Origin of the sequence: Nocardioides potassii, assembly GCF_021648885.1 — a bacterium.
Lineage (GTDB): Bacteria > Actinomycetota > Actinomycetes > Propionibacteriales > Nocardioidaceae > Nocardioides > Nocardioides potassii.
Genome location: NZ_JAKJHZ010000007.1, coordinates 33,683 through 60,526, shown reverse-complemented (window position 1 = coordinate 60,526; position 26,844 = coordinate 33,683). Strand labels below are relative to the sequence as shown.

Here is a 26,844-nt window from a genome sequence, read left to right as displayed (position 1 = left end):
CTGTCGGGGGCGCGGGCGGTTCCACAAGACGCTTGTAAGCCGGGCACTTCCAAGCGAGACCGGCCAGCCGACAGCCGGCCAGCGTCATCGCGCCGATTGTCACCGGTGCTCTGGCAGGAGCGGCCGCCGCGGGCGGCGAAGGTGGACGAGCTTCACGGCCGCTGACTACCTAGATCACCAGTCCTCCTGCGGGTTCAGCTTCTGCCGGACATGCTTCAAACCGAACGGACACACGATGATCGAGCGCAGCAACCATGGCGGGCACCGCGTCTATGACATCGACCCCGTTGAAGACCGCGACACTGACCTAGCTGCGGCTACTCCACGGCATGCCACCGCCGACGCTGGCGCACACTCGGAAGGGGCCGCCCTCCAGCGAGGGGAGCGGATACTCGACTTCTTGCAGGGCACGGGCGCCGCAGAAGACATGCAGCGTCTCGACGACGTGGTTCCCGGGTTTGGCACCTACGTCATCACGGCGCTGTTCGGCACCGTGTATCCGAGGCAGGCGCTGTCGTTGCGCGACCGCCAGCTCGTCAACGTGGTCGCACTGCTCGCTTCGGGCGCCTCGGACGAGTACGTCCTCGCTCATGCCCGCGCGGCTCTTCGGGCCGGCTTGAAGCCTGCTGAGCTCGGTGAGGCAGTGTTTCAAGTGGGTGGCTACTGCGGCCTCCCTCGCGCAGTCGGCGCGATCCGACTGTTGAGCGACCTCATCATCGGCGATCAACAATCCGACGACGCCTGAGTCTTGCCGACGCAGGGCCACCTCCCGTCCCGACGCCGCACCACCTCGGCGGTTATCGAGCGGCGTCTGCGGCTTCTGTCCGTCCGCAAGCACTGGAATGAGTTCTTGCGCCTGTCGCGGGCCCCCTCCCGCCCATGACATCTCGGCCCATTTGATAACCGACGGCCGCCCCGCACCCATGCCGGCGCGGACTTACAAGGGCTGCTTGGACGAGTTCGCACTACGCGGCGTCTGTTGCCAGGGCCTTGGGCGGTCGCGAGGTCCGCCACTTCCCAGCGCGGCTGGGTTCTTGCAGGCGTGGCGATGTCATTGCTCGAGCGCCTGACGTCGCGCGTTCAGAACCAGCGACCTTCTTACGCGGGCCAAGTACGGGCGGACGCCGAGCGCCGGTACCTGTGCTGCGTCAGTACGGCTGCTTGCTCACCCCCTAAGTCGTGGATCTCTAGCCACGACGGGCCTGGCCGACCGGGACGTTCAAAGTGGTGGTCCTCACACTATTGACGGCGACGGTCGTCACATTTAAGTTGATGATCGACATTAACACCGGCTGAACGCTCGGGAGCAAGGTGCGAACAACGTGCCCGCCGGCCCGCCCCGCCAGATTCGAGGAACCCATGTCCCGCTCACTGCGTACGACCCGGCACGTCCGCCTGATCACCGCGCTGGCCACCACCGCCCTCAGCGCCACTGCGCTGGTCGCCTGTTCAAGTGCCGACTCCAGCACCGGTGCTAGCAAGAACTGCGACACCAAGCCGTACGACGACGCCATCGCCGCCTACTCCTCAGGTGCCGTGCTGGGAAAGGGCCCCTACGGGGAGACGTCCGCCGACGCCGGGACGATCGAGCTCACCGCTGAGGAGGTCGAGCAGATCCGACAGATGAAGGCCACTGCTGCCGTCGTGATGCACTTCTCGGGCGACAGTTGGAGCAACGCGCAGGTCGCCGCCATCAACAAGGAGTTCGACAAGCTCGGCGTGCGCATCGTCGCCAAGACCGACGCACAGGCGGACCCGGCCAAGCAGTTCTCGGACATCGAGACCGCTCTGGCCGCAAAGCCCGACGTCATGGTGTCGATCCCCTCCCTGGACACCACGGCGCTGGCACCCGCGTACCGCAAGGCCGTCGAGCAGGGCGTGAAGCTCGTGTTCATGGAAAACCCGGCCAAGGACTTCAAGGCGGGCTCCGACTACGTCTCGGTCGTCGCGACCGACAACTACGGCGCCGGCGTGCTCGGCGCACACCAGATGGCGCGAGCCTTGTGCGGCGAAGGCGAAGTCGGCGTCGTCTACCACGCCGCCGAGGCACCCACCAACGTGCTGCGCCAGAAGGGGTTCGAGGAGACGATCGCCTCCGACTACCCGGACATGAAGGTCGTCGAGTCCAAGGGCTTCCTCGGACCGGACTGGAAGGGCGAAGGAAGCCAGACCGTGAACGCATGGCTGACCAAGCACCCCGACCTGGGCGGCGTGTGGTGCTTCTTCGACGCGCCATGCGAAGGCGCCATCGACGCAGCCCGCTCAAGCGGGCGCAACGACCTCGCAGTGACCACCGTCGACCTAGGCAACAACGTCGCACTTGACATGGCCCAGGACGGGTTCGTCAAGGGCATCGCCGCAGCTCAGCCGTACCAGCAGGGCCTCACCGAGGCGACACTGGCCGGTTACGCGCTGCTCGGCAAGGAGGCCCCGCCGTTCGTCGAGCTTCCCTCCGTTCCCGTAGCCCGCGACGACGTAGCTGAGTCGTGGACCAAGATCTACGACGTCGAGCCGCCCTCCGAGCTCACCGACGCGTTGGGCCAGTGATGTCCGTCCCGCGCGAGTCACACTGGGCCCACGCCTCCCCGCCGCAAGGAGGGGACCCGAACGAGCGTGCCGGCCTCCAAGCGGCCCCGCACGCAGCAGGCCCGCCCGCCGTGTCGATGACCGGAGTCCGCAAGGCCTTCGGGAAGTTCGAGGTGCTTCGCGGCGTCGACTTGGAGGTCAAGCGCGGCGAAGTGCACGCACTGTTGGGGGGCAACGGCGCGGGCAAGTCCACCTTGATGAAGATCTTGCAAGGGGTGCACACTCACGACGCCGGCCGGGTCGAGGTGGACGGTCAAGCCGTCGAGTTCACCTCGCCGCACGACGCGAAAGCCGCCGGCATCGGCATGGTGTTCCAGGAGTTCAGCCTCATCCCGTCACTCTCGGTCGCCCGCAACATCTTCCTGGGACGGGAACCGCGCCGATTCGGTCTCACCGACGACGCCACGATGATCCGCAAGTCAACAGAGATCCTCGACCGGATGGGTGCCGACATCGAGCCCCGAACAGTTCTCTCAGACCTGCCCGTGGGCTACTGGCAGCTCACCGAGATAGCCAAGGCGCTGAGCCTGGACGCCCGAATCCTCATCATGGACGAACCCACCGCCAGCCTGCCGTACCACGAAGTCGAACAACTGTTCAGCCTGATCGACCGGCTGCGAGACCAAGACATCTCCGTCATTTACATCTCACACCGGATGGCCGAGATCGAGCGCGTCGCTGACAGTCTGACGGTGATACGGGACGGTCGCACCGTGCTCACGGGCCCCGTCGCCGAAGTGCCCTCGGCGAAGGTGGTGGAGTCCATCGTTGGGAGCGAGATCCTCCATGGCCTGAAACGCGGCGAGCCCAAGTTCGCGAGCACACGCTCGAGCGCGCCGGTCCTTTCTATTCGCGGCCTGACCTCCGGTCACCGCGTTCAGGAAGTCTCATTCGACGTGGCAGCGGGCGAGGTACTGGGGCTCGCGGGGCTCATTGGCAGCGGCCGGACCGAGATCGCCAACTGTCTGTTCGGCATCGAGCGGATGGACGCTGGCCAAGTCTTCCTCGACGGCCGGTCGCTGCGCATCAGAGGACCTCAGGACGCCATCGACGCCGGCATCGTGCTGGTACCCGAGGATCGCGCCCAGCAGGGGCTGGTCCTAGGGCACACCGTGCGAACCAACCTGCTTCTCCCCAGCCTCGGCAAGCTCGGGCGCGGGCCGCTCATCGACGACGGACGCGGGAGCAAACTGTGCGCCGGCTTGATGAGCCGCCTCGACATCAGGGCCTCGGCCCTCAACGAGACCGTGGGGCGGCTCTCCGGGGGCAACCAGCAGAAGGTCGTCATCTCCAAGTGGCTCGGCCTGCAGCACGTCGGCCAAGCGCCGCGGGTGTTGATCCTCGACGAACCAACCAAGGGCGTCGACATCGCCACCAAGACCGAAATCATGCAGCTCGTGCTCGACATCGCCGACACGGGCGCAGCGATCATCGTCATCTCGTCTGAGCTCGAGGAGCTGCTGTCGGTCGCTGACCGGGTCCTCGTCCTTCGGGCCGGACGCATCCACGAAGAGCTTGACCGCTCCGACATTGCGGACGAAGAAGCCCTCCAGCTCGCAGTCCAAGGAGTCAACTGACGTGACCACGCAATCACGCGACGCCCAGTCGGCGCACCAAGAGTCCACCCCCGGCGCGAATGCGGAGTCGCTCGCCGACGACCGCAGTCGACCGCCGGAAAGGCCCGCGCTGCGGGCCCGCCTGGACTGGCGCGACTACGCCATCTACATCGGCTTCGCAGTCGTCTTCTGCCTCTTCGCCATCTTCTTGAGGGACGACGGCTTTCTCAACACCAACAACCTGCTCAACATCGCCCGCCAGACCGCGATCATCGTGGTGATGGCGGTCGCCGGCACCTTCGTCATCGCGTCGGCGCAGATCGACCTGTCGATCGGAGCCGTCGCCGGGCTGTCCAGCGTCGTTGTCGCCATGACGATCGCCTCTACGGGCAGCGCCGCAATCGGCATCCTTGCTGGTCTCGGCGTGGGTGCCGCCGTCGGAATCGTGAACGGCACCCTCGTCGCGCTGCTGAGGATCCCCTCGTTCCTGGTGACCCTGGCAATGCTGGGCATCGCTGGCGGGATCGCTCAATGGATGTCCAACTTCCAACCGGTTCCCATCCTGGACACGACGTTCACGAACGCGTTCGGGTCCGGGGAGATCGGCCCGGCGCCAACACTCCTGGTGTGGGCCGCACTCGCAGTCGGCGTCGGCGTAGTCGTCCTGAACAAGACCCGTTACGGGCGCCAGGTCCTCGCCACGGGCGGCAACGCCGTCGCAGCCCAGTTCAGCGGCGTGCGCACACGGCGCATCACCTTCTACGTGCTCCTGGTCTCCGCGGTGGTGGCGTCGATCGCCGGGATGCTCTACGCGGGGCGGCTGCAGACGGGGCGTTACCAGTGGGGAACCGGGGACGAGCTCTCCGTCATCGCGGCCGTCGTGCTCGGCGGAACCAGCCTGTTCGGCGGCAACGGCCGAGTCGTCGGCTCCGCGGTCGGAGCCGTGTTCATCGGGCTGATCAACAACGGCCTGATCCTCGCGGGGACGGACGTCTCGCAACAGATCATCATCCAGGGCGTGATCATCATCATCGCCGTCGCCCTGGCCAAGAAGAAGTAGCCGGTCCGCCCGGACCAGCCGCGACCTCGCGTCGTGCTGACACCGCAGAACCACAACAGAAAGGCGACGGCAGGACGCCGTCGAGGGTTGACACTCATGACACACACCAGGCAGCAGGTCATCGCCCGGCTCGAGGCGCAGGTCCAGGAGAAGAAGGCGATCGTCGGAGCCGGAGCCGGGACAGGCATCTCAGCCAAGTTCATCGAGCGCGGCGGCGCCGACCTCGTCATCATCTACAACTCCGGACGGTTCCGGATGGCCGGACACAGCAGCATGTGCGGCCTCCTTCCGCTCGGGGACGCCAACGCCATCGTGATGGAGATGGGGGAGCGCGAAGTCCTCCCCGTGGTCCGCGACGTCCCCGTCCTCGCGGGCGTCAACGGCACCGACCCCACACGCGACCTCGGCGTCTTCTTGGATCAGGTCGTCGCCGCGGGGTTCTCAGGAGTGAACAACTTCCCCACCGTCGGACTCTTCGACGGTCGAATCCGTCACGAGCTCGAAGCCTCCGGCCTCGGCTTCGAACGCGAGGTGGAAATGATCCGTCTAGCCCACGAGAAGGGCCTGTTCACAGCCGTCTACGTCTTCACCCCAGACGAGGCGAAGGCGATGGTCAGCGCCGGGGCAGACGCAGTCATCGCACACATGGGCCTCACCGTCGGCGGCAGCATCGGCATGGCCGCCGACGGCGCCTTCTCCCTTGACGACGCCTGCGAGCGCACGCAGGCCATCGGGGACGCGGCCAAGCAGGAGAACCCGGACGTCATCGTTCTGTGTCACGGCGGACCCATCGCCACCCCCGAGGATGCCGAGTACGTCATGACCCGCACGAATGCCGTGGGCTTCGTCGGCGCCTCCAGCATGGAACGGCTCCCCGTCGAGGAAGCACTCGTGAGCACTACCGAGGCGTTCAAGTCGGCTCGCACCGCATGACCACTCAACCCAACCACGCCACCGCCGCTCGTGACGGCGGAGGCGCCCAAACCACCGGAGCAGAAAGGGCGGCGACCGACATGGACGCGACTCTCAACGACAAGTTCAACTGGGAGGGCATCGAGAAGAGCCTCGCGTCGACGGTAACCGTCATCGCCGGCGGGGCGCGAGGCACCGGACGAGCCGCAGCGGAGCAGCTACTCGAGATGGGCGCTCGGGTCGCCGTCACTGACATCGACCCGACGAGAGTCGAGACCGCCGCGAGAGAACTGTCCCAGCACTCCGACCGCGTTGTCACTCTGGTCGGTGACTGCACCGTCCCGGCCGAGATGGCGAAGGTGGCCGAGGCCACCGTCGACACATTCGGTGCCGTCCACAACGTCGTCTACAGCGCCGGCGCGTACCGAGCGCAGCGCCCGACCCTTGACGTCGACAGTGACGAGTGGGACCTCATCCTCGACTCGAACCTCAAGGGCGCCTTCGTCACCTACCAGGCATTCCTCCCCCATATTGCAACAGCCGGAGGTGGTGCGCTCGTCAGCATCTCCTCCCTGGCCGGGCGAACGAGCAGCCCCTTCCTCGGGTGCCACTACTCGGCCGCTAAGGCGGGGGTCCTCGGATTGACGCGGCACCTCGCCAAGGAGTTCGGCCCCCAGAACATCCGCGCCAACTCCATCTGTCCGGGCGGCATCGTCGGAGCCCGGATGAACGACCTGCTCACCGACCTTGACCGGCAGGAAGACCTCGTCGTCCTGGCGAACCAGACCCCGCTCGGCCGCAACGTGTACGAGCAGGACGTCGTGGCCGTCATCCTGTTCCTCCTCTCCGACCTCTCCCGCTTCGTCAACGGCGCCACCATCGACGTCAACGGCGGGATCCTGACGATCTGATGCCCGAGCACACCGCCCGTCCACGCGTCGTCCTCCTGGCTGCTTTGGACACGAAAGCCGACGACGCCGCCTTCGTGCGCGCGCGCCTGCAGAGTTGGGGCATCGCTGTCACTCTGGTCGACTACAGCGTGGTCGGGGACCCGCCCGTCGTCCCCGACCACAGCGCCGCCCAAGTCGCCGAACTCGCCGGCACCAGCCTCCAGGAACTCCGCGAAGCTCGGGACCGCTCGCGCGCTGTGGCAGCGATGGGCAGCGGCGCACGACTCCTCGTCGCACAACTGCACGCGGACGGCGAGGTCGACGGGGTCTTCGCACTCGGGGGCGGCGCAGGCACCACCATCGGTTCGGCCGTCATGCGCGAGCTGCCGCTGGGCATGCCCAAGGTGATCCTGTCCACGATCGCGGCCGGCGACACGAGCAACTACCTCGGCACCAGCGACATCGTGCTGTTCCCCAGCGTGGTGGACGTCGCCGGCGTCAACTCCGTCTCGAGGCTGACCTACACCGCCGCCGCCGACGCGATGGCAGGAATGGTGCAGGGCCTGTCGATCCGAGAGGGTGACCGCCGCCCGTCCGCCGTCGAACAACGCCCGGTCGTGGCTGCCTCGATGTTCGGGGTCACCACCCCGGCGGTGCTTCGCAGCCGTGAGCTGCTCGAGGAGGCCGGGTGCGAGGTTGTCGTGTTCCACGCCACGGGAGCCGGGGGCCGGACATTGGAGCGACTGTGCGCCGAAGGCCACTTCGCCGCAGTCCTGGACCTGACCACCACCGAGTGGGCGGACGAAGTTGTCGGGGGGATCCTCAGCGCCGGCGCTGACAGACTCAACGCGGCGGCGCGCGCCGGCATCCCGCAGGTCGTCTCGGTCGGCGCCACCGACATGGTGAACTTCGGCCGCCCCGACACAGTGCCTGCCCGCTTCACGGGGCGGACGTTCTACCACCACAACGCCGAGAACACCCTGATGCGCACCACCGTCGAGGAGTCGCGTCAGATCGGTCTCAGTATCGGGTCGCGCGTCGCGGCATCGACCGGCCCTTCGGTCGTGATCGTCCCTGATGGCGGCGTATCTGCGCTCGACGCCCCGGGGCAGCCCTTCGAGGACAGCGCAGCCCGCGCCGCACTTGCCGACGACTTGGTCAAGGCGCTCAGCGGCTCCGACACACGAGTGATCAGAACGCCCCTGCACATCAACGACGGCGCCTTCGCCGAGCTCGCTGTGCGCGAGCTGCTCGCGCTCATGCGGCGCTCCGATCAGGGCGACAGGGGTGACGCGGACGACGGCGGCGGGGTCGGCGGGGTCGGCGGGGGCGGTCAGTCCAGCCAGTCCAACGAGACCAACCAATCTGGTCGCGTCGCGGCCGCCCCTCACGCCGAATCACCTACACCGACAAGAGGCAAAGAATGAACCACCAACCCCTCCGCGTGGCGCTCATCGGACCGGGACGGATCTCCGTCGCGCACCTCGACGCGATCACTCACGACTCCTCGCTCGCCACTCTGGTCGCGGTGTGCGGCCTCCCCGAGGAGAAAGAACGCACCGAGGAACTGGCAACGCGGTTCTCCGCCGAGCGGGCGGTCCACGACACCGAGGAGCTGCTGGCCTCCGACGACGTCGACGCCGTCGTGGTGACCGTCCCGAATCACGTCCACGCCCCTTTGGCCGTCCGCATCCTTCAGAGCGGGAAGCACGTGCTGATGGAGAAGCCGCTGGCGAACTCCGTCACCGAGAGCGACACCATCGTCCGAGCGGCCGAGGAGTCTGGTCTCGTGGTCATGGTCGGGCAGTGCCGGCGTTTTTTCCGCGGGGCCCAGCAGGCCCGCGATCTCGTGGAGTCGCTCGGCCGGCCACTGACCGTCAACCACCACCTCGGCGTGTACGTCGAGGACGCTGCGACGGACTGGTGGCGGTCCGCCCGCGAGGCCGGCGGCCTCGCCGTCGGGCTCAACGGGCCGCACGTCATCGACACGATGCTGTGGCTCGTCGACGCGAAGCCGACACGGGTCTACGCCCAGACCCGCCGCCTGCGCGACAAGTGGGAGGGAGAGGACGAAGCCATCTTCGTCCTGGAGTTCGACGACGGCAGTCTCGCGACCGGGCACATCACGCTGAACGCCAAGGAACCCGTAAACCTCCGCTGGGTCAACGGGCCCAACGGCTCCCTGCACCTCTCGGACGACCGCAACCTGTGGCGTGACGGGGTCCCGGTGGTCGGTGAGGAGATCACCCCCTATATCGAAGGCGACGCCTCATTCCGCGCCCAGTTCGCGGAGTTCGTGAACGCGGTGCGAGAGGGACGCCCGGCGCGTCCGTCCGCCGAGGACGGGCGTCGAGTCGTCGCGATCATGGAAGCCATCCAGGCGTCCCAGGAGAAGGGGCAGCCCATCACGCTCTGAGGCGGCCACGAGCCGTGCTCCGAGACGCCGGCCCCCGCCCCGGACGCGCCGGTCTCTGGCAGCCACTCCACGCACCAGGCAGCGACCGGAACGGACACAGCAACCGAACTTGACGTCTGACCATTTCAATAACTGGAAGTGATTCTCATGACTGGAAGATTGCAAGGAAAAGTCGCCCTCATCTCGGGCGCCGGACGCGGGCAAGGCCGGTCGCACGCGGTGAGGTTCGCCCAAGAGGGCGCCGACATCATCGCCTTCGACATCTGCGCGCCCATCACGACCGCGCCGTATGACATGGCCACCTCAAGCGACCTCAAGGAAACAGCCCGGCTGGTCGAGGCGGCGGGCGGTCGCGTCGTCTGGTCCGAGGCTGACGTCCGTGACCTGCGACAGGTGACAGACCTCGTCGAGCGAGGCGTCTCGGAGTTCGGCCGGCTCGATGTGGTGTGCGCAAACGCGGCCTACACCTGCTTCGTCGAGAACACATGGTCGATCACCGAGGATCAGTGGGACGAGCTGATCGACGTGAACCTCAGCGGCGTCTGGAAGACCGTCAAGGCCGCCGTTCCGGCGATGATTGCCGCCGGCAACGGTGGGAGCATCGCGATCACCAGCTCCTCGGCAGGCACCAAGGGCATGATCAACCTCGGCCACTACTCGACCGCCAAGCACGGCCTGGTCGGGCTCATGCGGACCCTCGCCAACGAGCTGGCCGAGCACCGCATCCGCGTCAACACCATCCACCCCACCGGCGTAGACACCAAGCTGCTCGACAACGACCACATCAAGTCGTTCCTCGCCGCGAACCCGTCATGGGGCGACAACATGCAGAACGCACTGCCCGTCGAGCTACTCGAACCGGTCGACATCTCCAACGCCATTCTGTTCCTGGCCTCGGACGAGGGTCGCTACGTGACGGGCGTTCCGTTCGCGGTCGATGCCGGCTTTGCCATTCGGTGATGTCGTGAACGCGGAGAGCCCCCAGGCACGCCACTGGTTCGTGACAGCCAAGTTCGGCGGCTGGGTATCGGACGAAGTACACGGACGCGAGTTCGTGCCCGCCACGGCCGTCCACCTCAAGAGACCCGGCACCAGCACGGCCGCTTGCGGCGTTCGCGTCGCCGGCTGGCGGGTGTTCTGGCACCTGCTCCCCACGAGACCCGGGCTCCAGACCTGCCGCGCGTGTCTCAGCCTCGCGCGCGCGTCCCGGGCGCTCGCACAGGTCGACATCAAGGCGTCGTCGTCGACAGACACGCCCGATCCGCTTCCGCTCGCACGCTAACCCCAACCTCTCTCTGGCCTCCCGTCCGCATAGTGCAAAAGGCGCTACAGCCGACGCGAAGCCGCAACTCAGTAAGGCCCACCATGACCACACAATCCCTGAGCACCCCCCGCACCCCCACCACGGGCATGGCGCGCGTAGTCGCCGCCAGCTCCACCGGCATGGCACTCGAGGCCTACGACTTCCTCCTCTACGGCTCGGCGGCCGCGCTCGTCTTTAACGAGGTGTTCTTCCCCGACCAGGACCCGCTCGTCGGCACTATGCTCGCCTTCCTCAGCTACGCCCTCGGGTTCTTCGCCCGACCGCTCGGCGGAGTCATCTTCGGACACTTCGGCGACCGCGTCGGGCGCAAGCCGTTGCTCATCATCAGCCTGGTGATGATGGGCGGCGCAACATTCGCAATCGGGCTCCTCCCGACCTACTCCATGATCGGCATCTGGGCGGCAGTGCTCCTGGCCCTGCTGAGGATCGTGCAGGGCGTCGCGCTCGGCGGCGAGTGGGGCGGGGCCATGCTCCTCGTCGCCGAACGAGTGCCCGCCCACACCCGGGGACGGTGGACCAGCCTGCCCGAAGCAGGAATCCCCCTCGGCAACCTCATGGCCACCGGCGTGCTCGCGGTACTCGCCGCGACCCTCACGGATGACGCCTTCACTTCCTGGGGTTGGCGTATCCCGTTCCTTCTGTCGGCCGTCCTGCTCGTCGCCGGGTACTGGATCCGCTCTCGCGTCGAGGACACCCCCCTGTTCCAGGACCTCGCTCAGGACTCGCGAACGCACGAGCAGCCGGCTGCGGCGGCACACCGCGAAGCCGCCACCTCCCCCGCACGTCGGGCAGTCTCGGGCGATCAGAAAAGCCCCGCGACGGACGACGGGCTCGTGGACAGCCCGTTGCGTACCGTGGTGAAGCATCACAAGCCGCAACTCCTGATCTGCGCCGCGGCCCGGTTGAGCGAGAACGTCAGCTACTACGTCGTCACCGCCTTCGTGCTCGTCTACGCCACCGAGCAGAACGGCGTGGACAAGGGCGTCGTGCTCAACGCGCTCGTGATCGGGAACATCCTGCAGCTCCTCGCAACCCCCGGCTTTGGACTGTTGTCGGACAAGGTCGGGCGCCGACCAGTACTGCTCGCAGGCGCCGCCGGAACCGCGTGCTGGATTTGGATCTTCTTCGCGCTCGTGGACGCTGGTGGCGGGGCGCGCATCGCCATCGCCATCCTCGGCGGACTCCTGTTCCACTCCGCGCTGTACGGCCCGCAGGCCGCCTTCTTCTCAGAGCAGTTCCCCACAGCCGTGCGGTACACGGGTATGTCCCTGGCCGCTCAGGTCACCACGGTGGTCGGTGGTGCGGTCGCGCCTCTGATCGCAACCGCACTCCTGGCAAAGTTCGATTCCTGGGTCCCGGTCGGGATCTACGTCGTCTGCGTCGCCACGGTGACCCTCGTCGGCGTCGCGCTCAGCCGCGAGACCAACGGACGGGATCTCGCCGAAGTGTGAGCACACCCCGGTACCGCGCACCCGGTCAGCCCGGCCCCCTTCCGCGTCCAGCTCCGCGACGCGGCGTGGAAGAGGGCCGCTGCTGCCCGCGAAAAAACCCGCGGCCCCCTCCGCCGGACTGGGCCCCGGCCACCAAGACAGAGGCCGACGGTCGAGAGGCGGCCGGAGCGCCGACGGTCCCTCAGCGTCGAGGTGTCGAACGAAGCCGGGGTAACAGGCACCGGACGGACCGGTGGCGCACGGCGCCCACCCAGAGGCCGAGACCGTAGGCGAGGTCATCGAGACGCCTACCGGCCGCGGCTGAAGGGAGATCGAGCTGCGGGCGCTCGTGCACGAACACCGCCAAGTCGAGGACTGCGGCACTCAGGACGGCTCGGCGCACTGCGGTGCTCCGCGCGCACGCGATGGCCGTGAGCGGCCACCAGTGGCGCAACAGGAGCGAGCTCTCCTGACGCGCCGCCCACATCGTGCCTTCAAGCACGAGGCGGACAGCCAGACTCCGGGGCGCGCCCGGCGGCAGCGTGCGGGCGACGCGCAGTGTCGCCCACACCGCCGAGCCGACGGCGGCCGGGACGGCCCGTCGCCGGCGAAGCAGCAGGGCCGCCCCGACGACAGCCGACGCGACCGACATGCGTGCGGGCGCGACGGCGTCGCCGTGCTTGAGCCCGAGCGCGCCGCCGCCGGTGCCGTAGATGAACTTTCGAGCCAGCCATGCCTGCATGGATGAGCGTGTGTCGTGCCCGACGCGACATGACGGTTCGTACCGCACTCGATGACCGTGGTCCACCAGGCGCCACACCAAGTCGACGTCCTCCCCGACCCGCATGGAGGGGTTGAACCCACCCACCGAGCGCAGGACCTCCGCCCGGACGACGAGGCAGGCGCCGGGAAGCCACCCGACGGACGCCCCTGGTGACACGCTCGCCGGCCGTGTCCCGAGGTCGAGCGAGGAGGCTGCGGCGTCGTACCGCTCGAACCAGCGCGGTCTCGCCGAGCGAGCCGTGCCGTCCACCAGCGGTCCGACCAGGCACACCAGCTCGTCGCCGAAGTGGCCGCCGAGGTGGAGCAGAGTCTCCGGAGTGGCCGTGACATCGGAGTCGACGAACGCGACGAACGGTGTCGTCACCTGCTCCAACCCGGCGTTGCGGGCGCCGGCCGGCCCGAGGTTGTCCGTAAGGACCACATGACGAGCGCCATGTCGGGCGACCACCCGGGCCACCGCGTCGGGTCGCTCGGAGGCGTCGTCGACCACGATCGTCTGCAGGGGAGCGAGCGCCTCCAGGCAACGGTCAAGTTGAGCAGGGCGGTCACGCACCGGCACCACGACGGTAACTTGCTCGGGACGCAAGAGCCGTTCAGGCAGCACCGGAAAAGCGAGGTTCCCGTCGAGCAGCCGCGCAGCAAGGACCGAAGCGTCGCCACCGTCCGCGACGACCGTTCCTCCGGCGAGGAGCTCAGCGGCTCGCGCGGACAACCTCACCGCGCGAAGGGGTGACCCCCCGACGAGAAGCCTCCCGCTATCGAATACGAGGACGTCGTCGAAGAGCACCGCGGTGTGACCGGCGCGGAATCGAGAGGCCGGCGAGGAATGCGTCCCCGGCGGTGACGGAGTGCTCACGGCAGGAAGCCGCCCTCCGCGTGAACCTCCGACCCGTTCAGTGAGGCCGCCTCCCGGGTGGTGCAGAAGTCGACCACGGCGGCGATCTCGTCCGCACTCAACAAGCGGCCCAATCGCTGCCGACCGGCGAAGCCGTCGAGGTCAGGCATGTCGTAGAGGCGAGCCGTCGCGTCGAGCATCGCCGTGCGAGTCGAGCCGGGCGACACCGCCACGGCGGTAGGGCCGGAGTCGGCGAGGTCGGCCGACAACCCGCGCACCAGTCCGGCGACGGCGTGCTTGACCACGTTGTAAGCCGACAGGCCGTACAACCCGTGTGACGCTGCCGCCGAGGTGAGGGCGACGAACCTGCAGCCGGCCGGGTCGGGGCCCGAGAGCATGGCCGGAACGCTCACGGCGGCGGTGTTCCACACCCCCAGGACGTCTACTTGCCACAGCATCTCGAGGTCGGCGGTCGCGGTGAGCCACAGCGGCGACCCGCCGGCGATGACTGCGGCCGCGGCGACGGCGGCGTCGAGTCGGCCCCATGTCGAGAGCGCCAGCTCGACCCCGCGCGCCAGTGCCTCGCGGTCCCGTACGTCCGCCACCAGAGTCAGTACCTGATTGGGCCGCGCCAGCGACTCGAGCTCCTCTCGCCGAGGCATCGGATAGGGGACTGCCGTGTCGGTCCCGACGCACCAGTCGACCGCGATCACTCGCTCACCGCGGCCGGCGAGCCTGCGTGTCGTGGCGGCACCGATGCCCCGGCCGGCGCCCGTGACGAGGACGACGCGAGGATCGCGCTCAGTCGCGTTCACGGTCGTGCCAGCTCCCTGTCGAGGACAGCCGCCATCCGCGAGGTCATGTGCCGCATGACCCGGCGGCCGTGCGCAGCCGAGGCGTCACGCGGGTCGCCCAGGACGCCGTTCGGCGAGACAGAGGCCACCCCGTCCTTGCGCAGGCGAGGCATGAGCTCCTCCAGGTCCTCAGTGTTGCCGGGTTCGACCGAACCGACGCGGACCGCTTCCGGGGCCAGGTACAACATCAGCGACGTCTCGGTGTGGCCAGCATGCAGGTCTCCGTCAGTGGTCGAGCAGCAGTAGACGGCGACTGCCTGTCCCTGCGAACGCAGCGTCGTCGATGCTCTCCGCAACGCTTCGAGGTTCCCGCCGTGTCCGTTGACGAGGACGACGGGGCCAGCCCAGGTCCGCAGTGAACGCACGAGCTCGACCAGCACCACCACCAGCGCCTCCGTGCCGATCGAACACGTCCCGGCGAAGGCCTGGTGCTCACCACTAGACCCGTAGCTCACGGGCGGAGCCACGAACGCCCTCGCGCCCCGCTCGTGCTGCAGCCACCGTTGCGCAGCCGAAGCGACAGCGGTCGCGATGGTGGTGTCCGTGTCCAAGGGAAGGTGCGGTCCGTGCTGCTCGGTCGAACCCACGGGCACCAGCACGGTCGCCGAACGGTCGACCGACGGCCACGTCGCGTTCGCCAGCCACCGCGGCTCGGTCCCTGTCCGTACCAAGGCGGGATCGGCTCGCACGCTCACACGCCGGCGCCCTCACGTGCCGGTGTTCGGACCGAACCCCTGGTGTCGCTCGGCGCGGTGTGGCCGGTAGCGCCGAGGGGCCGATCAAAGTCAGGAGGAACCACGAAGTGATGGGGTCGCAGGTCGTGGACATCGCGAACCCCCAGGCCCATCAGGGTGGAGTCGAGGCCTCCTCGGATTACGTCCAACACGTTTTCCACGCCGGCCTGACCGTTTGCCGCAAGGCCCCACAGATAGGCGCGGCCGATCATGACCGCTCTGGCTCCGAGCGCCAGCGCTTTGGCCACGTCCGAACCGCGGCGTACCCCACCGTCCATTATGACCTCGACCTGGTCGCCGACGGACTCGGCGATGGGCCGCAGCATCCTGATCGCGGCCGGTGTGCCGTCCAGGTTGTTGCCGCCGTGGTTGGACACCGAGATGGCGTCTGCTCCCGTGTCGACCGCGCGGAGGGCGTCGTCCACGCGCCCGACGCCCTTGAGCATGAACGGGCGTCCGCTGATCTGGCGCCATTGCTCTCGAGCCCACGCGATATCGGCCCAGGACGGGGGAGCGGTGGTCATCCACTCGTAGTAGGCCTGAAAGAAGGTGGGGGCAGGGCCGCTTCGCGGTGCCAGATTGGGCGCGGTCAGGTCGGGGAAGCCTCCGGACCGAGCGAACTGCCACAGCCACACCGGGCGGCGAAGGACCGACGGGGCCAGCCGCGCCGCAGCCCGAGCGTCGACGCGTTCAGGGATCTCGGGGCTGCCCCAGTCGCGGCCGACGGCGAACGACCAGTCTGAAGTGATGATGAGGCCGACCGCTCCCGCGTCGGCAGCCCGTTGCATGCGGCTCACCATCACGTCGCGATCTCCGGTCCAGTACATCTGGAAAAGCGTCAGCGCGCCGGTACTCGTGACCTCCTCGACGGACCGGCTTGCGAAGTTCGAGAGACCCATGAGGGTGTCCCGCGCGAACGCCGCTCGCGCAACGGCCACTTCGCCGTCGGGATGCACGGCCTGGACACCTGTGGGACTGATGAGTATTGGTGCCGCGATTCGCTGTCCCATGACGGTGGTACTTAACGAGCGCTCGGCGGGCTGTCCGGCGACAACTGGTACGACGCCGATCTCGGCGAAGGCCGCTTCGTTGTCCTCGCGGCTCTGCCCGCGCTCGCTGCCCGCGACCAGCGCCGCGTAGACGGGCGCGGGCAGCCGATGCTTGGCCCGTTGCTGCGCGACGGCGACCGACTCGAACCACGGATTGCGGCGCCAAGGGTTACGGATGTCCATTTTCGGCTGCCTTCTTTCGTTCGCTGGTTGACCACGCAGAGTCGAGACGGTCGACGTACGCCGGGTGGTGGTCGGCGAGGGGGTTCTGGTTGCACGCGGAGACAGGCGGGGCGCTGGGCTGGGTCGGCAGTTCCTGCTGGGGGCCGGCGGCCGGCGTCGAGCGCGGAGACGACCGGCGCGAGAGCGTTAGCAAGATGGGCTCGGCACGCTTGGCTGGCCTCGAGTGGTCTTGCGAGGGAGCCGGTCGGTCTCGGCCGCCTTCGATGAGGGATTGACGACCGTGTCCTTGTACGCACTCCGGGTCGGGGCCGTCGAGCGGAAGTCCGGTGAAGAACTTGGCTGCCATGCAGCCGCCGCGGCAGCTGTCGAAGAACGAGCAGGTCGCACAGGCGCCAGCGCTCTGGGGTGCACGCAACCGTTCGAACAGGGGCGAGCGGCGCCACACGGCCTCGAACCCGCGCTCGACGACGTTGCCGGCCAGGAACTCATCGTGAATCGCGAACGGGCACGCGTAAACGTCGCCGACCGGGTCGATGAGACACACCACGCGCCCAGCGCCGCACAGGTTGAGCCCGGGCAGGGACTCACCGTACGCGCTCAGGTGGAAGAAGGAGTCGCCTGTGAGGACCTCGTCGCCGTGACGCATCAACCAGTCGTAGAGCCCGCGCTGTTGGTCGGGCAGCGGATGCAGGTCATCCCAGACGTCGGCGCCCCGACCCGACGGCCGCAGTCTCGTCAGTCGTAACGTCGCATTGAACCTGTCAGCGAGCGCCTTGAGCTCATCGAGCTGCTCGATGTTGTGCCGGGTGCAGACCACCGAGAGCTTCGCGTCGGAGAAGCCGGCGTCGCGCAGATTGGCCAAGGCGGTGGTTGCTGTCCGGTACGAGCCCGGGCCGCGCACGTAGTCGTTGACCTCCTCGGTCGCTCCATCGAGCGAGACCTGGACGTCGACGTAGCCGTCGTAGGAGTCGCCGGCGAGCTCGCGCGCTCGCTCTGGGGTGAGACGCACCCCGTTGGTCGAGAACTTGACGCCAACCTGGTGCGAGACGGCGTAGCGGAGCAGGTGCCAAAAGTCCCGGCGAACAGTCGGCTCCCCGCCACCGATGTTCACGTAGAACACCTGCATCCTCTGGAACTCGTCGATGAGGTCCTCGCACTGTCGGGTCGACAGCTCTCGTGGATCGCGTCGGCCGCTGCTCGAAAGACAGTGGGCGCAGCTGAGGTTGCACGCGTAGGTGAGCTCCCACGTCAAACAGACGGGTGCGCCGAGTCCGCGCTCGAAGTGTTCGACGAGGCTGAGTGGAGCCGCAGGCAGTGCCGGGGCGGCTGTGTGGTCGACGCTCATACCTGCCGTCGCAGCCGGATCATGTCAGAGCTTGCGAGCTGCTCGACGGCGCGCCCGTAGGCGACATGATCGCAAGTCGGGACGCCGGCGGCGCGCAGCGCCGAACGGGCGTCAGGGTGGCGATCGAGGAGACGCACTACCTCGACAAGCTTCGGCCGCTTGAGGAAGACCATCTTCCGGTTGCTGAAGTTGTACGCCAGTCCCCCGAAGGTTTCGGGCCTGATCGCGACGGAGGGTGTAAGTGTCCACGCCCGGTCTAGCGGCGAGGACATCAGTACACGCCGCACATTCCGTCGATCGAGATCTCGTCGATGAGGTCGTCCGTTGCGAGCGGGACAGCGTCCCGACTCTCGTCTGCGTCAGAGAGCTCGACGCAATCAGCAGTGTCCGTCTGTGTGCTTCGCATCGCGCGACCTCCGGCATGGAATAATGGTGATTGTCGCCACATTAACGTCGATTGTCGCCGTTGTGAAGCCCGGTGGGGTCGAAGAACGCCGCTGGTCTGAGTCGATCCCCGACAAGCGCCCCGTCTCGCTACGGCTGGAAAGAGGGGAGGACGGCCTCGCGAAACCGCAGCGGAGGCTCAAACTCCTGACGCGGCTGGATAAGTGCTTGCATAGACCACCAGGCCTTCGCCCTGACCTGTGCGCCGGAAATCGGAGCGTCGGTCGTAGAACTGGACTGCGGGGGCATCGGTGGCGGTTAGCAGCCAGGCCGGGGAGTACTCGTCCAGTAGTGCGTCCAACAGGGCTGACGCTACGCCGCGGCCTCGTTGCGCCGGGTCTACGGCTAGCTCCATGACTTCCCAGCAACCGACGAGTCTGTCGACGTCAGTGACCTGCGCGACCCGGTCGTAGGCCCGCCCGGCAGGGAAGGGTGTTGGTGTTGGTACTGCGTAGGCGAATCCAATCAACTCATCCGTGCTCCAAGCCCCGAATCCGCCTGCGCCCGCGCGAGCTTCGGTAGGCAGTCGACGCATGAAGTCGGCCATCTCATCTGGTCCCGCATTCCAGGGCGGTTCCGCGAAGACCGCTGAGTAGAGACGGGCGAGCCGGTCAAGGTCGGAGGAGAGGTCGAGTGGAGCGATACGCGGCCTCACGAGACCTCCTGCAGGGCGGCTGACAGGACCGGCATCGCCAGGGCGTGCGGTGGTTGGTCGGCGAGGTGCTCAAGGAGACGCTGGTACCAGTTCGCGGCGTGCAGCAGGCTCGCCTCCCCGGTGCGCCAGGTGACGAAGGCGGCCGGGCGGTCGCCCTCGGGATCGGGCCGGATCTCGCGGAGCTGCGCGAGGCGATTGAGCCGGTGCTGCATGGCGGCCTCCAGGAGTGCCCTCGCCTGTCCCACTGTCATGGCGTCGCCGAAGTGAAGCTTCAGCAGGGCTTCGTCGCGCTGCTCGATGCGGAGGTCTTGCGTGTCGCTTCGCCACTTCTCCAGGACGGCGAGGCCGGTCCCGGTCAGCGCGTGATGGTCTCGTCGGCGTCCGCCGGTGGCGTCCGGAGTGGCGGTGAGAAGGCCGTCATCCAGCAGTCGCTTCAGCTCGGGGTATATCGCGTTCTGGCCGGCTGGCCAGAAGTGGGCCGTGGAACGGGCGACTGCCTGGGCGATGGCATACCCGGTGCGGTGACCGGCTTCGATCATCCCGAGGACGACCGGGGTGGCGAGGTTTAACTTGATCATCGCCGGCCCTGCCAGTCTGGGAGCGGCCGGTACACAGCACCGCCGCTGGCGAGCAACGACTCACGCATGTCCCAGTACAGTTCCCCGAAGGGGTCCTCGCCGCGAAGCTTGAGGCCGGCGCGCCTGATCGTGAAATCGTGTGGCGCCGCTTCCCCCGCTGCTTCGAGATGGCGAGCAGCTCCCTCTCGGTCGTCACGCTCGAGCAACACGCCGGCGATTCGCCAGTGGGCCCGCGCAAGCTGCTCCTCGTAGGACGCCTCCGGTGCGTGGGTGTCCTCGGTGACTCCTGAGTCTCCGTCCAGCACCCACCGCCGCAAGGCCGCGCGTGCGCCGCGCCAGTCCAGACCACTCACCGCCGCGCCGTGCTCGGTGGCGAACTGCGTATCGGCGGGCCGCACCACATCGCCCGCCTCGTCGATCCACACCACCATCGGAACGTTGACCATGCCGAACACCTCGGCCACCCGGTGCCGGGGATCCACGCAGGCGTGGTGACTGGCCTCCGCCTCCTCCAGCCACGGCAGGGTGTCCGCGGCCCGCTCGTCGAGCGCGACTGACACCACCTCGAGGCCGTGCGGTCGCAGCGCGCGGTACTCCTCCTCCCACCCTGCAAGGTCGTGACGGCACAGGCACCACGACGCCCACGCCGCGAGGAGAACCTTTCTCCCTCTGAGATGCGAAAGGTCGAGCTGACCGCCGCCGACCAAGTCCAGGACGACCTGTCCCGGAGCAACACTCGTGACTGTCGACTCCTCGCCGGCGGGCTCCCCGAGGGAAGCGATGCCGGTCGATTGGTCGACGACCAGGGGGCGACCGGTGCGTTCCGCGAGAGCCGTCACGTTGACACGGCCATCTACGTCTACGAACTCGTCGCGAGGAATGAGGGGCACGCACGCGTCGTCGATGCACACCCCTTGGGGCTTGAGCACCCATCCAAGGCCGTCCTCGAGGGTTCCTGCCTCCACCCAAAGCGGTCGGGACGAACCGGGTGGAAGAGGCGTCGAAGTGGGTGTGAAGGAGTCTGGAAGCTCGAATGAGCCGTTGGCGTGAAGGAGGATCATGGTTACCTGTATACCTCAATCTGAGGTATACGTCTATGTCACTAGTCGGTGACTACCGTTCCTTCGCTTCCAGTCCGTTCTCTGCTCGGCGAACTGTCAGTCCTGCCAGCGCCATGTCTGCCAGGCCCGAAGCGAGTTGTCCGGTAATCGGCGCCTGGGTGACCAGTAGTCGCAGGTACAGCGGTCCGTAGAGGAGGTCGATGGCGATCTCGATGTCGAGGTTGGAGTCGACTTCGCCGCGCGTCCGTGCGTGCTCGAGCACTTCACGCATCGCTCGCCGACGCTCGTCCCAGACCGCCTCAGCCGCCGCTCCGAGCTCTGGGTGCTCGTCGCGGGCGGACAGCAGCGCCGGGACGATCTGGGCGGCGCGCGTTCGGGTGAACACCCTGGTCAGATCGGCCAGAAGCACCTCGACGTCGCCGCCCAACGAGCCTGTGTTCGGAGACGGCACGTGCCGGGCGGCCACTGATGTGCATGCCGCCAGCACCAGTGCCGGCTTGTTCGGGTAGCGGCGGTAAACCGTCGGACGTCCCACGCCGGCCCGCCGCGCCACCGCATCCATAGTCAGGTTGAGGTACCCGCGCTCCGCCAGCTCGTCGAGCGTGGCCTCCAAGATCGCCTCGTCGATCAGTGGATTTCGTTTGCGGCCGGGCGTGCTGCTAATCTCGGACATGATGTAACGTTACACTCCGTAATGGAAAGGACCCCAGGTTATGAGCCGAAGCATGTCACCTGCCAGCGTGACGCCCGTTAGACCCAAAACTGCGGATCGAGCGCTGCCTAGGGCCCTGGTTTGGGCGCGGCGAGCCGTGTGGGGCGTCGCTGCGATCCACGTTGCGGCGCTCGTTCTGCTGCTGCTGCACCAAGACGCGCTGGCAGCCGGCGTCGCCTCTCGTCATCCCGCACTCACGCAGGCCGCGATTGACTCACGGGCGCGAGGGCTACTGCTCCAGTCGGCTGTCCCGCACGCGGTCCTAGCCGTCGTGCTCAGCAATCGCGCACGAATGTTGACCCCTGGACGGCGCCGTGCGCGGATAGTGCTGACGGCGCTGCTGGTGCTTCAGATCCTCGTCCACCTGACGCTTCCGATCACGGTGGCCCAGCTGCCCGGGTACGCGAATGCCGTGATCGCCGTCCAAGCCAGCTCCTTCGTCCTCGAGATCACCGCCCTGCTGCTGTTGTGGGTCCCGGCGTCCTCGCGGGCTGCTTTCGCCGACTCGAGCAAGCAGTGACCTGCCACCGATGAGGTAGCAGGCAGCGCACTTGTCGCCCGTGACGACGCGTCAACTACCGTCGCGTCATGCGCACCATCAGTAGCGAGCGGCTGTTGCTTCGACCTTGGACGGTCGGCGACGCGGAGTTCCTCCTCGACCTGGAATCGCGTTCTGAGGTGGTCCGGTTCCTCTACGGCAAGGCCGCGATGTCGACCCGCGAGGAGGCCCTTGCCTCCATCGCCCGCCGGCAGGCCCTCGACCACCCCGTGCATGGCATATGGGTCATCACCGTGGCGGCCAACCGACGACCAGTCGGCAATCTGCTGCTCAAGCCGGCCACCAGGTCAAGCGCCCAAGCGCCCGCCCCAGACGAGGAGCCGCGAGAACCTGAGGTCGAGATCGGGTGGCATCTCCACCCCGCCGCCTGGGGCAACGGCTACGCCACCGAAGCGGCGAGGGCGGTGCTTCAGGACGCCTCCGAGCGCGGACTGTCGCGAGTGATCGCAGTGACGCACCCGAACAACACTGCCTCGCAGGCCGTCTGTCGTCGCCTGGACATGACGCACCGGGGCAGGACTACCGACTACTACGATGCGGTGCATGAGCTCTATGACCGGCAACTAGGCGTGCAGGTCCGAGAACTGGATCGGGCGGCCGACGGGCGCTGAGCCTCCGACGCGGTGTGGGTCGGCGTACGTCCGTCACCGTCACGGGCACGCGCGCCGCCGCCCGGCACGCGGCTACAGCAGCCGGACAATCCCCTCGTCGTCCTTCACGATGCGCCGACCGCCGGTCGCGATCATGTCCAGCTCCATGCGGGCGTCGTGGACCGACAGCTCGTCGAGCGGGAAGGGGCCGTGGACGAGCTGCCCGTCGGCGGTGATGGCGAAGTGGTTCCCAGCCGGTGCCTGCACGAACCGCAGGTCCCAGCCGACCGCCTCGCCGACCTGGCGCGCGTGCGTGTCTAGCATCGTGACGTCGTCCGGGCTCAGCGCCATGTGCCCGATGGTAGGGGCATCGCGTCGCGACACACACCTCATCACGGCAGCGCGATGCCGGCCTGCTGTCCGTACGTGGCGGCGCCGTCTGACTCGCGGTCGCCGTCACGGCTCGCAGTGGTCGCCAGCGAGAGACGCTGCGTCGCCGGCGGTGGTCCGCGCTTACGGCAACGTGTGCGGATTCAAGCTGGGTGCGCCTCAGGGCGCGGGGATGGTGGGCAGGCTGAGGCTCGCGACCGCTGCGGCCTGGGCGATGCCGGGCCGGCGGTCGTACAGGGCGGTGGTGGCGGGGTTGGTGTGTCCCACGATCCGGGCGACCATCGCAAGGTCGGTGTGGTCGAGGAGGCTGCTGACAACGAACCTGCGCAAGTCGTGCGGCGTCGTGTGCGGCAGGCCTGCCTCCAAGGAACGGTCGCGGAGGATCTTCCAGACCTGCAGGGTGCTCATCTCCCCGCGGTGCACGAGCGGGCGTGTCCGCGACAGGGGCACGAACAGCGGCCCGGGCCGGTCTCCGCGTTCGTCGACCCAGTGACGCAGCGCCACCACGGCGGAAGGGTGCAGCCAGGCGTCTCGCGGCTTGTTGCTCTTGGTGCGCTGCAGCCACACGCGGCGGTGCTCGGGGTAGAGGTGCTCGAGGCGTGCTCCCGTGACTTCCACGCCGCGGGCTGCCGTGCTGGCCAAAGTCAGGACCAGGGCGGTGTCGCGGACCCGGGTGACCGTGTTCCCGCGACCGGACGCGCAGGCCTCTACGAGTTTCGCGATGTCGGCGCTGCTGAGATAGTGACCTGCCGGGGGCCGAGGCTTCCCGACGCCTCGGGCGTCGAAGGAGCGAGCGAGCGCGTACTCGTCGTGGGTGAGCAGGCCGACCTGGTAGCACGCCTTGAGCATCAACCGGAGTGCCGATGCGTCCTTGACTGCGGTGTTGCGGGAGTACTGCTGCCCGACGGTGGACCAGACGTGGTCGGCCAGATCCTCGTCGACCAGGACTTCCCACGGGAAGGTGTGCTCGTCGTAGCGGCCGTCGCTGAAGACGCTGGCGATGCGGCGCAGTGCCCCGAGCATGGTGCTCTCGCTGTTGAGGTTGTGGCGGTAGCTCCCGCGGAACCTGCGAAGCGCGGCGGCGCGCAGAGCGAGAGTCTCGGCTTCGACGTCGTCGACACCGTGCGGCCTGTCACCGGGTGAAGCGAGGTACCCAGCCGCACGGCCGGTCTTCTGCGCGATCTGGTGTCGAGTCCCGTCGCTCATGCCGAGACCTCCGGCGCGCCATCCTCAGGAGTGATGCCCACGGCATGGCGTCCGGGAGTGGCGCCCGGGTCCGGCAGCCCCGGCAACTCGAGTCGTCCGACCGCCTCGCGCTGCTCCTCCTCGCCGGAGAGGTCGTAGACCAGCGTGCTGGCCGGCTTCGAGTGATTGAGCAGCTTGCCCACGAGCGCCACGTCGTGGGTGCGCAGCAACTCGGTGGCGAACGTGCGGCGGAAGTCGTGCGAGCCGAACGGCGCGATGCCAGCCTTCCTCGCCCGGGTGCCCAGCATGTAACGGATGCTCCTGGTGTCCAGGTGGCGCGTTGGATCGGCCCCGATGCGCACGGGCGAGAAGAGCGGGCCCTCGAAGTCGCCCCGCATGCGCACCCAGCGCTCGAGGTAGGGCACCGCGTCCGGGTGCAGGAACACGAGGTGGTCCTTCCCGTTCTTGGTCTGCGCCAGGAAGAGGGTGTCTGCCTCCCGGTCCCAGTCGTCGAGGTCCAGCGCCGAGAGCTCGCTGATGCGCATCCCGGAGGTCCGGAACACCGCGACCATGGCGGTGTTCCGAGCCTGCGCCATGGCGGTGCCCGTGGTCTCGCAGGCGTGAAGCAGGGCGGTGATCTCGTCGGAGGTGAGGCGGCGGCGCTTGGAGGACGGGCCGGGCGCGATCGTGTAGAGCTCTTCCAGGAGGTAGTCGCGTCGCAGTGCGCTGATGAGTCCGGCCTTGAAGCACTGGATGACGACGCGACGGATCGCGCATACCTGGTCGTTGCGCGTGGACTGCTTGGCGTAGAGGCGGTAGACGAGTCGTCGGTAGTCGGCCGCCTGGTCGACGCTCAGCTCGTGCCAGGGGTAGTTGCGAACGTCGTCGTAGCTCAGGGAGCGGTGGTCCTCGATTCCTCGAAGGCGGGCGCACGCGAGCCGCAAGATGTAGCGCACGTTGTCGCGGGTGAGGCCCTCCTTCGAGCGTGCCAACGCACGGTCGACGGGGTTGCGTCGCGCGAGCAACTGCTGCACGAGGGCCGGCTCGGCCTCCACCCAGTCCGTCGGCCTCGTCGTTCGCTCACCCGATGCCGCAGCGGCGCGCCGACGCGAGGCCTCCGCCAGGAACGAGTCGACGCGGTCGGCCGGCGCCGCACCCGCGAACACGACCTGCCGCGACGCGTTCGGGCCGTCACCGCGATCGCCCTCCCGGCCCGCCGCCCGGCGGTTTGCGCGGTCCGCGGGATGGTCGACCGGATGGCCGACGAGGTGGGGGACCGGCGGTGCCCCTGCGGGCGTCATGCGCTCCACTGTAAGGACGTTTACGTCCTCATCGCGGGGCTCGGGCGAAGGGAAAAATACTAGCTCTTCCCTTTCCTTTGAGTGGTCCTGCGCGAGCGTTGGACTGCTCTGGTCCTCGTCGCCCACGGTGTGCTCGGTGGGGCAGCTCGATGGCTGCTGGTCAGTCGTGTAGTAGGTCATACCTCTCTGGTGTGCGGGGCTGAGATGTTCGTGCTCCCTCAGATGGCTGTGACGCAATCCGACTTGGTTGCAGCAGCTCGACAAGACCCGTCGGTGGGCCACGAACTTGGGTAAACGTGCGGATTCCTGATTCGCCGGCGGGGCCGGCCCGCCAGGCAAGGGGGCGAACCCAAGCCCTGAAGCGCGGAGCTCGAAGAGGGCAGGCGGACCGGTCTTGACGTGTCGGCGGACCTCAACCTGCGAGGGTGCCCATCAGATGCGACGGAAGTAGCAAAAGTAACAAGAAGGTAGCGGACGACATGACTCCGCTGGAGTGGTCCACCGCCGGACCGAGCCGCAGCGGTGGTCATCGTCGCACGCACCCTGGGCCCGGACGGCGTCCCCGGTGGCCAGCCCCCTCCAGATGCTCACCCGCGTACGACGACTCGTGGCCTACATCGCCTCCGCGCTTAGCGCGACCTTCTACACGGTGGACGTCTTCTAGCGGTCGTATCGAGCGCCGAGACTCAGACGTACATGCAAAGCTGAAGATGAGGAGCGCGTCGACGCCATTCCTGCCCGCGGCCTCCGCGAGAGAGTCGATGCGGCCGGTCTGGCGATCGTGGCCGCCGAGCGCCGGCACGCGCCACGCATCAGCAATAGCCCGGACCATCTCGCTCTCCCTAAGGTGCCATTGCCTCTCGTTCGGCCCGACGCACCCCCCAGTAGACGCGAGAGCTTTACAAGTCGGAGAGTGAGTCCTCGTCCCACACGCCCACGAACCCGGTCTTCAAGTTCAACCAGTAGATATCGACATCTTCCGATGGCGTCGTGCCTTGATCGTTCAGCGGACTCGCGAGGACGAAATCGCCGCCGAGATCTAGCGTGGCAATCTCGCACTCATCGAACTTCTTCACCTCTAGGGGGCCGTACGCGGGGTCTGGGGACCACACCAAGCCCGCCTCGAGGTCGAGCAAGGCTGCGGACTCGGGACGCATCGCCAGCTTCCACGACCACCGAGGGTCTGCTGCGCGTGCGTGAGCGATGAGCGCACGTACCTGTTGTTGTGTCCAGTTGGTCATACATCCCCCTACGTCTGTCGCCGACACGTCGACGTTCGGTCGGCGCCGAAGGTAGCGGCCGGCCGAGCTCGCTCAGGTACCGGGGTGTCGCCGGCAGGGGACCCACCGGGCATGCGCGACCTACGACTCGCCAACGACCTGACTGATGGAACCGCCCGAGGGTCGGCAACT

Annotated in this window: 27 protein-coding genes; 12 read left to right on the top strand and 15 right to left on the bottom strand. The window is 67.8% G+C overall.

Features of this window, described 5'->3' with window-relative positions; all coding sequences use genetic code 11:
• Positions 1-235: 235 nt before the first annotated feature.
• From L2K70_RS11070 to L2K70_RS11025, 10 genes are all read left to right on the top strand, one after another.
• Positions 236-745: a carboxymuconolactone decarboxylase family protein gene (locus L2K70_RS11070; protein ID WP_236401899.1), complete on the top strand. Its 510-nt coding sequence runs from the start codon at positions 236-238 to the stop codon at positions 743-745.
• A gap of 614 nt (positions 746-1,359) precedes the next feature.
• On the top strand, positions 1,360-2,547 hold the full coding sequence (locus tag L2K70_RS11065; protein ID WP_236401898.1) for a substrate-binding domain-containing protein: 1,188 nt from the start codon (positions 1,360-1,362) through the stop codon (positions 2,545-2,547).
• 116 nt (positions 2,548-2,663) lie between these two features.
• On the top strand, positions 2,664-4,163 hold the full coding sequence (locus L2K70_RS11060; RefSeq protein ID WP_236402672.1) for a sugar ABC transporter ATP-binding protein: 1,500 nt from the start codon (positions 2,664-2,666) through the stop codon (positions 4,161-4,163).
• Between the two features lies 1 nt (position 4,164).
• Positions 4,165-5,202 carry an ABC transporter permease gene (locus tag L2K70_RS11055; protein ID WP_236401897.1) on the top strand — a complete coding sequence of 346 codons (1,038 nt, stop codon included), beginning with the start codon at positions 4,165-4,167 and terminating at the stop codon, positions 5,200-5,202.
• Positions 5,203-5,235: 33 nt separating this feature from the next.
• Positions 5,236-6,135, top strand: coding sequence for a phosphoenolpyruvate hydrolase family protein (locus L2K70_RS11050; RefSeq protein WP_236401896.1), 900 nt, complete (start codon positions 5,236-5,238; stop codon positions 6,133-6,135).
• An 80-nt stretch (positions 6,136-6,215) separates the two neighbouring features.
• Positions 6,216-7,025, top strand: coding sequence for an SDR family NAD(P)-dependent oxidoreductase (locus tag L2K70_RS11045; protein ID WP_236401895.1), 810 nt, complete (start codon positions 6,216-6,218; stop codon positions 7,023-7,025).
• On the top strand, positions 7,025-8,431 hold the full coding sequence (locus L2K70_RS11040) for a Tm-1-like ATP-binding domain-containing protein (RefSeq protein ID WP_236401894.1): 1,407 nt from the start codon (positions 7,025-7,027) through the stop codon (positions 8,429-8,431). The genes L2K70_RS11045 and L2K70_RS11040 overlap by 1 nt, the downstream gene beginning before the upstream one ends.
• A complete protein-coding gene (locus L2K70_RS11035; RefSeq protein ID WP_236401893.1) occupies positions 8,428-9,420 on the top strand; it encodes a Gfo/Idh/MocA family protein in 993 nt (330 codons plus the stop codon). The genes L2K70_RS11040 and L2K70_RS11035 overlap by 4 nt, the downstream gene beginning before the upstream one ends.
• Before the next feature lie 147 nt (positions 9,421-9,567).
• Positions 9,568-10,380: a mycofactocin-coupled SDR family oxidoreductase gene (locus tag L2K70_RS11030; RefSeq protein ID WP_236402671.1), complete on the top strand. Its 813-nt coding sequence runs from the start codon at positions 9,568-9,570 to the stop codon at positions 10,378-10,380.
• A 405-nt stretch (positions 10,381-10,785) separates the two neighbouring features.
• Complete coding sequence (locus L2K70_RS11025; protein ID WP_236401892.1) at positions 10,786-12,195, top strand: MFS transporter; 1,410 nt, start codon at positions 10,786-10,788, stop codon at positions 12,193-12,195.
• 181 nt (positions 12,196-12,376) lie between these two features.
• Here the strand turns inward: L2K70_RS11025 and mftF are convergent, their stop codons facing one another.
• The 11 genes from mftF to L2K70_RS10975 form a co-directional block, all read right to left on the bottom strand.
• On the bottom strand, positions 12,377-13,744 hold the full coding sequence (mftF, locus tag L2K70_RS11020) for a mycofactocin biosynthesis glycosyltransferase MftF (protein WP_236401891.1): 1,368 nt from the start codon (positions 13,742-13,744) through the stop codon (positions 12,377-12,379).
• A 65-nt stretch (positions 13,745-13,809) separates the two neighbouring features.
• Complete coding sequence (locus L2K70_RS11015) at positions 13,810-14,607, bottom strand: mycofactocin-coupled SDR family oxidoreductase (RefSeq protein WP_236401890.1); 798 nt, start codon at positions 14,605-14,607, stop codon at positions 13,810-13,812.
• The gene (gene mftE, locus L2K70_RS11010; protein ID WP_236401889.1) at positions 14,604-15,335 is read right to left on the bottom strand and encodes a mycofactocin biosynthesis peptidyl-dipeptidase MftE; all 732 of its coding nucleotides are present in this window, start codon (positions 15,333-15,335) and stop codon (positions 14,604-14,606) included. The genes L2K70_RS11015 and mftE overlap by 4 nt, the downstream gene beginning before the upstream one ends.
• 2 nt (positions 15,336-15,337) lie before the next feature.
• Entirely contained in the window at positions 15,338-16,612 is a 1,275-nt protein-coding gene (mftD, locus tag L2K70_RS11005; RefSeq protein WP_236401888.1) for a pre-mycofactocin synthase MftD, read from the bottom strand.
• Positions 16,599-17,957: a mycofactocin radical SAM maturase gene (gene mftC, locus L2K70_RS11000; RefSeq protein WP_236401887.1), complete on the bottom strand. Its 1,359-nt coding sequence runs from the start codon at positions 17,955-17,957 to the stop codon at positions 16,599-16,601. The genes mftD and mftC overlap by 14 nt, the downstream gene beginning before the upstream one ends.
• On the bottom strand, positions 17,954-18,229 hold the full coding sequence (mftB, locus tag L2K70_RS10995) for a mycofactocin biosynthesis chaperone MftB (protein ID WP_236401886.1): 276 nt from the start codon (positions 18,227-18,229) through the stop codon (positions 17,954-17,956). The genes mftC and mftB overlap by 4 nt, the downstream gene beginning before the upstream one ends.
• Positions 18,229-18,363 (bottom strand): mycofactocin precursor MftA, encoded by a 135-nt coding sequence (gene mftA, locus L2K70_RS10990; protein WP_236401885.1) that lies wholly within the window; start codon positions 18,361-18,363, stop codon positions 18,229-18,231. Before mftA ends, mftB begins: the two co-directional genes overlap by 1 nt.
• A gap of 177 nt (positions 18,364-18,540) precedes the next feature.
• Positions 18,541-19,056, bottom strand: a complete 516-nt coding sequence (locus tag L2K70_RS21860) for a GNAT family N-acetyltransferase (protein ID WP_372477485.1) — start codon at positions 19,054-19,056, stop codon at positions 18,541-18,543.
• A complete protein-coding gene (locus L2K70_RS10985; protein WP_236401884.1) occupies positions 19,053-19,595 on the bottom strand; it encodes a PadR family transcriptional regulator in 543 nt (180 codons plus the stop codon). Before L2K70_RS10985 ends, L2K70_RS21860 begins: the two co-directional genes overlap by 4 nt.
• Positions 19,596-19,630: 35 nt before the next feature.
• Complete coding sequence (locus L2K70_RS10980) at positions 19,631-20,695, bottom strand: TlpA disulfide reductase family protein (protein WP_236401883.1); 1,065 nt, start codon at positions 20,693-20,695, stop codon at positions 19,631-19,633.
• Between the two features lie 52 nt (positions 20,696-20,747).
• Complete coding sequence (locus tag L2K70_RS10975; RefSeq protein ID WP_236401882.1) at positions 20,748-21,368, bottom strand: TetR/AcrR family transcriptional regulator; 621 nt, start codon at positions 21,366-21,368, stop codon at positions 20,748-20,750.
• A 331-nt stretch (positions 21,369-21,699) separates the two neighbouring features.
• Between L2K70_RS10975 and L2K70_RS10970 the strand changes: the two genes are divergently transcribed.
• Together L2K70_RS10970 and L2K70_RS10965 are read left to right on the top strand one after the other, a co-directional pair.
• On the top strand, positions 21,700-21,927 hold the full coding sequence (locus L2K70_RS10970; RefSeq protein WP_236401881.1) for a hypothetical protein: 228 nt from the start codon (positions 21,700-21,702) through the stop codon (positions 21,925-21,927).
• A 68-nt stretch (positions 21,928-21,995) separates the two neighbouring features.
• The gene (locus L2K70_RS10965) at positions 21,996-22,577 is read left to right on the top strand and encodes a GNAT family N-acetyltransferase (protein WP_236401880.1); all 582 of its coding nucleotides are present in this window, start codon (positions 21,996-21,998) and stop codon (positions 22,575-22,577) included.
• A gap of 72 nt (positions 22,578-22,649) precedes the next feature.
• On the opposite strand, the gene L2K70_RS10960 is transcribed toward L2K70_RS10965, so the two are convergent.
• The 4 genes from L2K70_RS10960 to L2K70_RS10945 all read right to left on the bottom strand — a co-directional run bounded on the left by L2K70_RS10960 (position 22,650) and on the right by L2K70_RS10945 (position 26,673).
• Positions 22,650-22,907 carry a hypothetical protein gene (locus L2K70_RS10960; protein WP_236401879.1) on the bottom strand — a complete coding sequence of 86 codons (258 nt, stop codon included), beginning with the start codon at positions 22,905-22,907 and terminating at the stop codon, positions 22,650-22,652.
• Between the two features lie 198 nt (positions 22,908-23,105).
• Complete coding sequence (locus tag L2K70_RS10955; RefSeq protein WP_236401878.1) at positions 23,106-23,969, bottom strand: tyrosine-type recombinase/integrase; 864 nt, start codon at positions 23,967-23,969, stop codon at positions 23,106-23,108.
• A gap of 179 nt (positions 23,970-24,148) precedes the next feature.
• On the bottom strand, positions 24,149-25,612 hold the full coding sequence (locus L2K70_RS10950) for a tyrosine-type recombinase/integrase (protein ID WP_236401877.1): 1,464 nt from the start codon (positions 25,610-25,612) through the stop codon (positions 24,149-24,151).
• Positions 25,613-26,331: 719 nt separating this feature from the next.
• Entirely contained in the window at positions 26,332-26,673 is a 342-nt protein-coding gene (locus L2K70_RS10945; RefSeq protein WP_236401876.1) for a hypothetical protein, read from the bottom strand.
• Between the last annotated feature and the right edge of the window lie 171 nt (positions 26,674-26,844).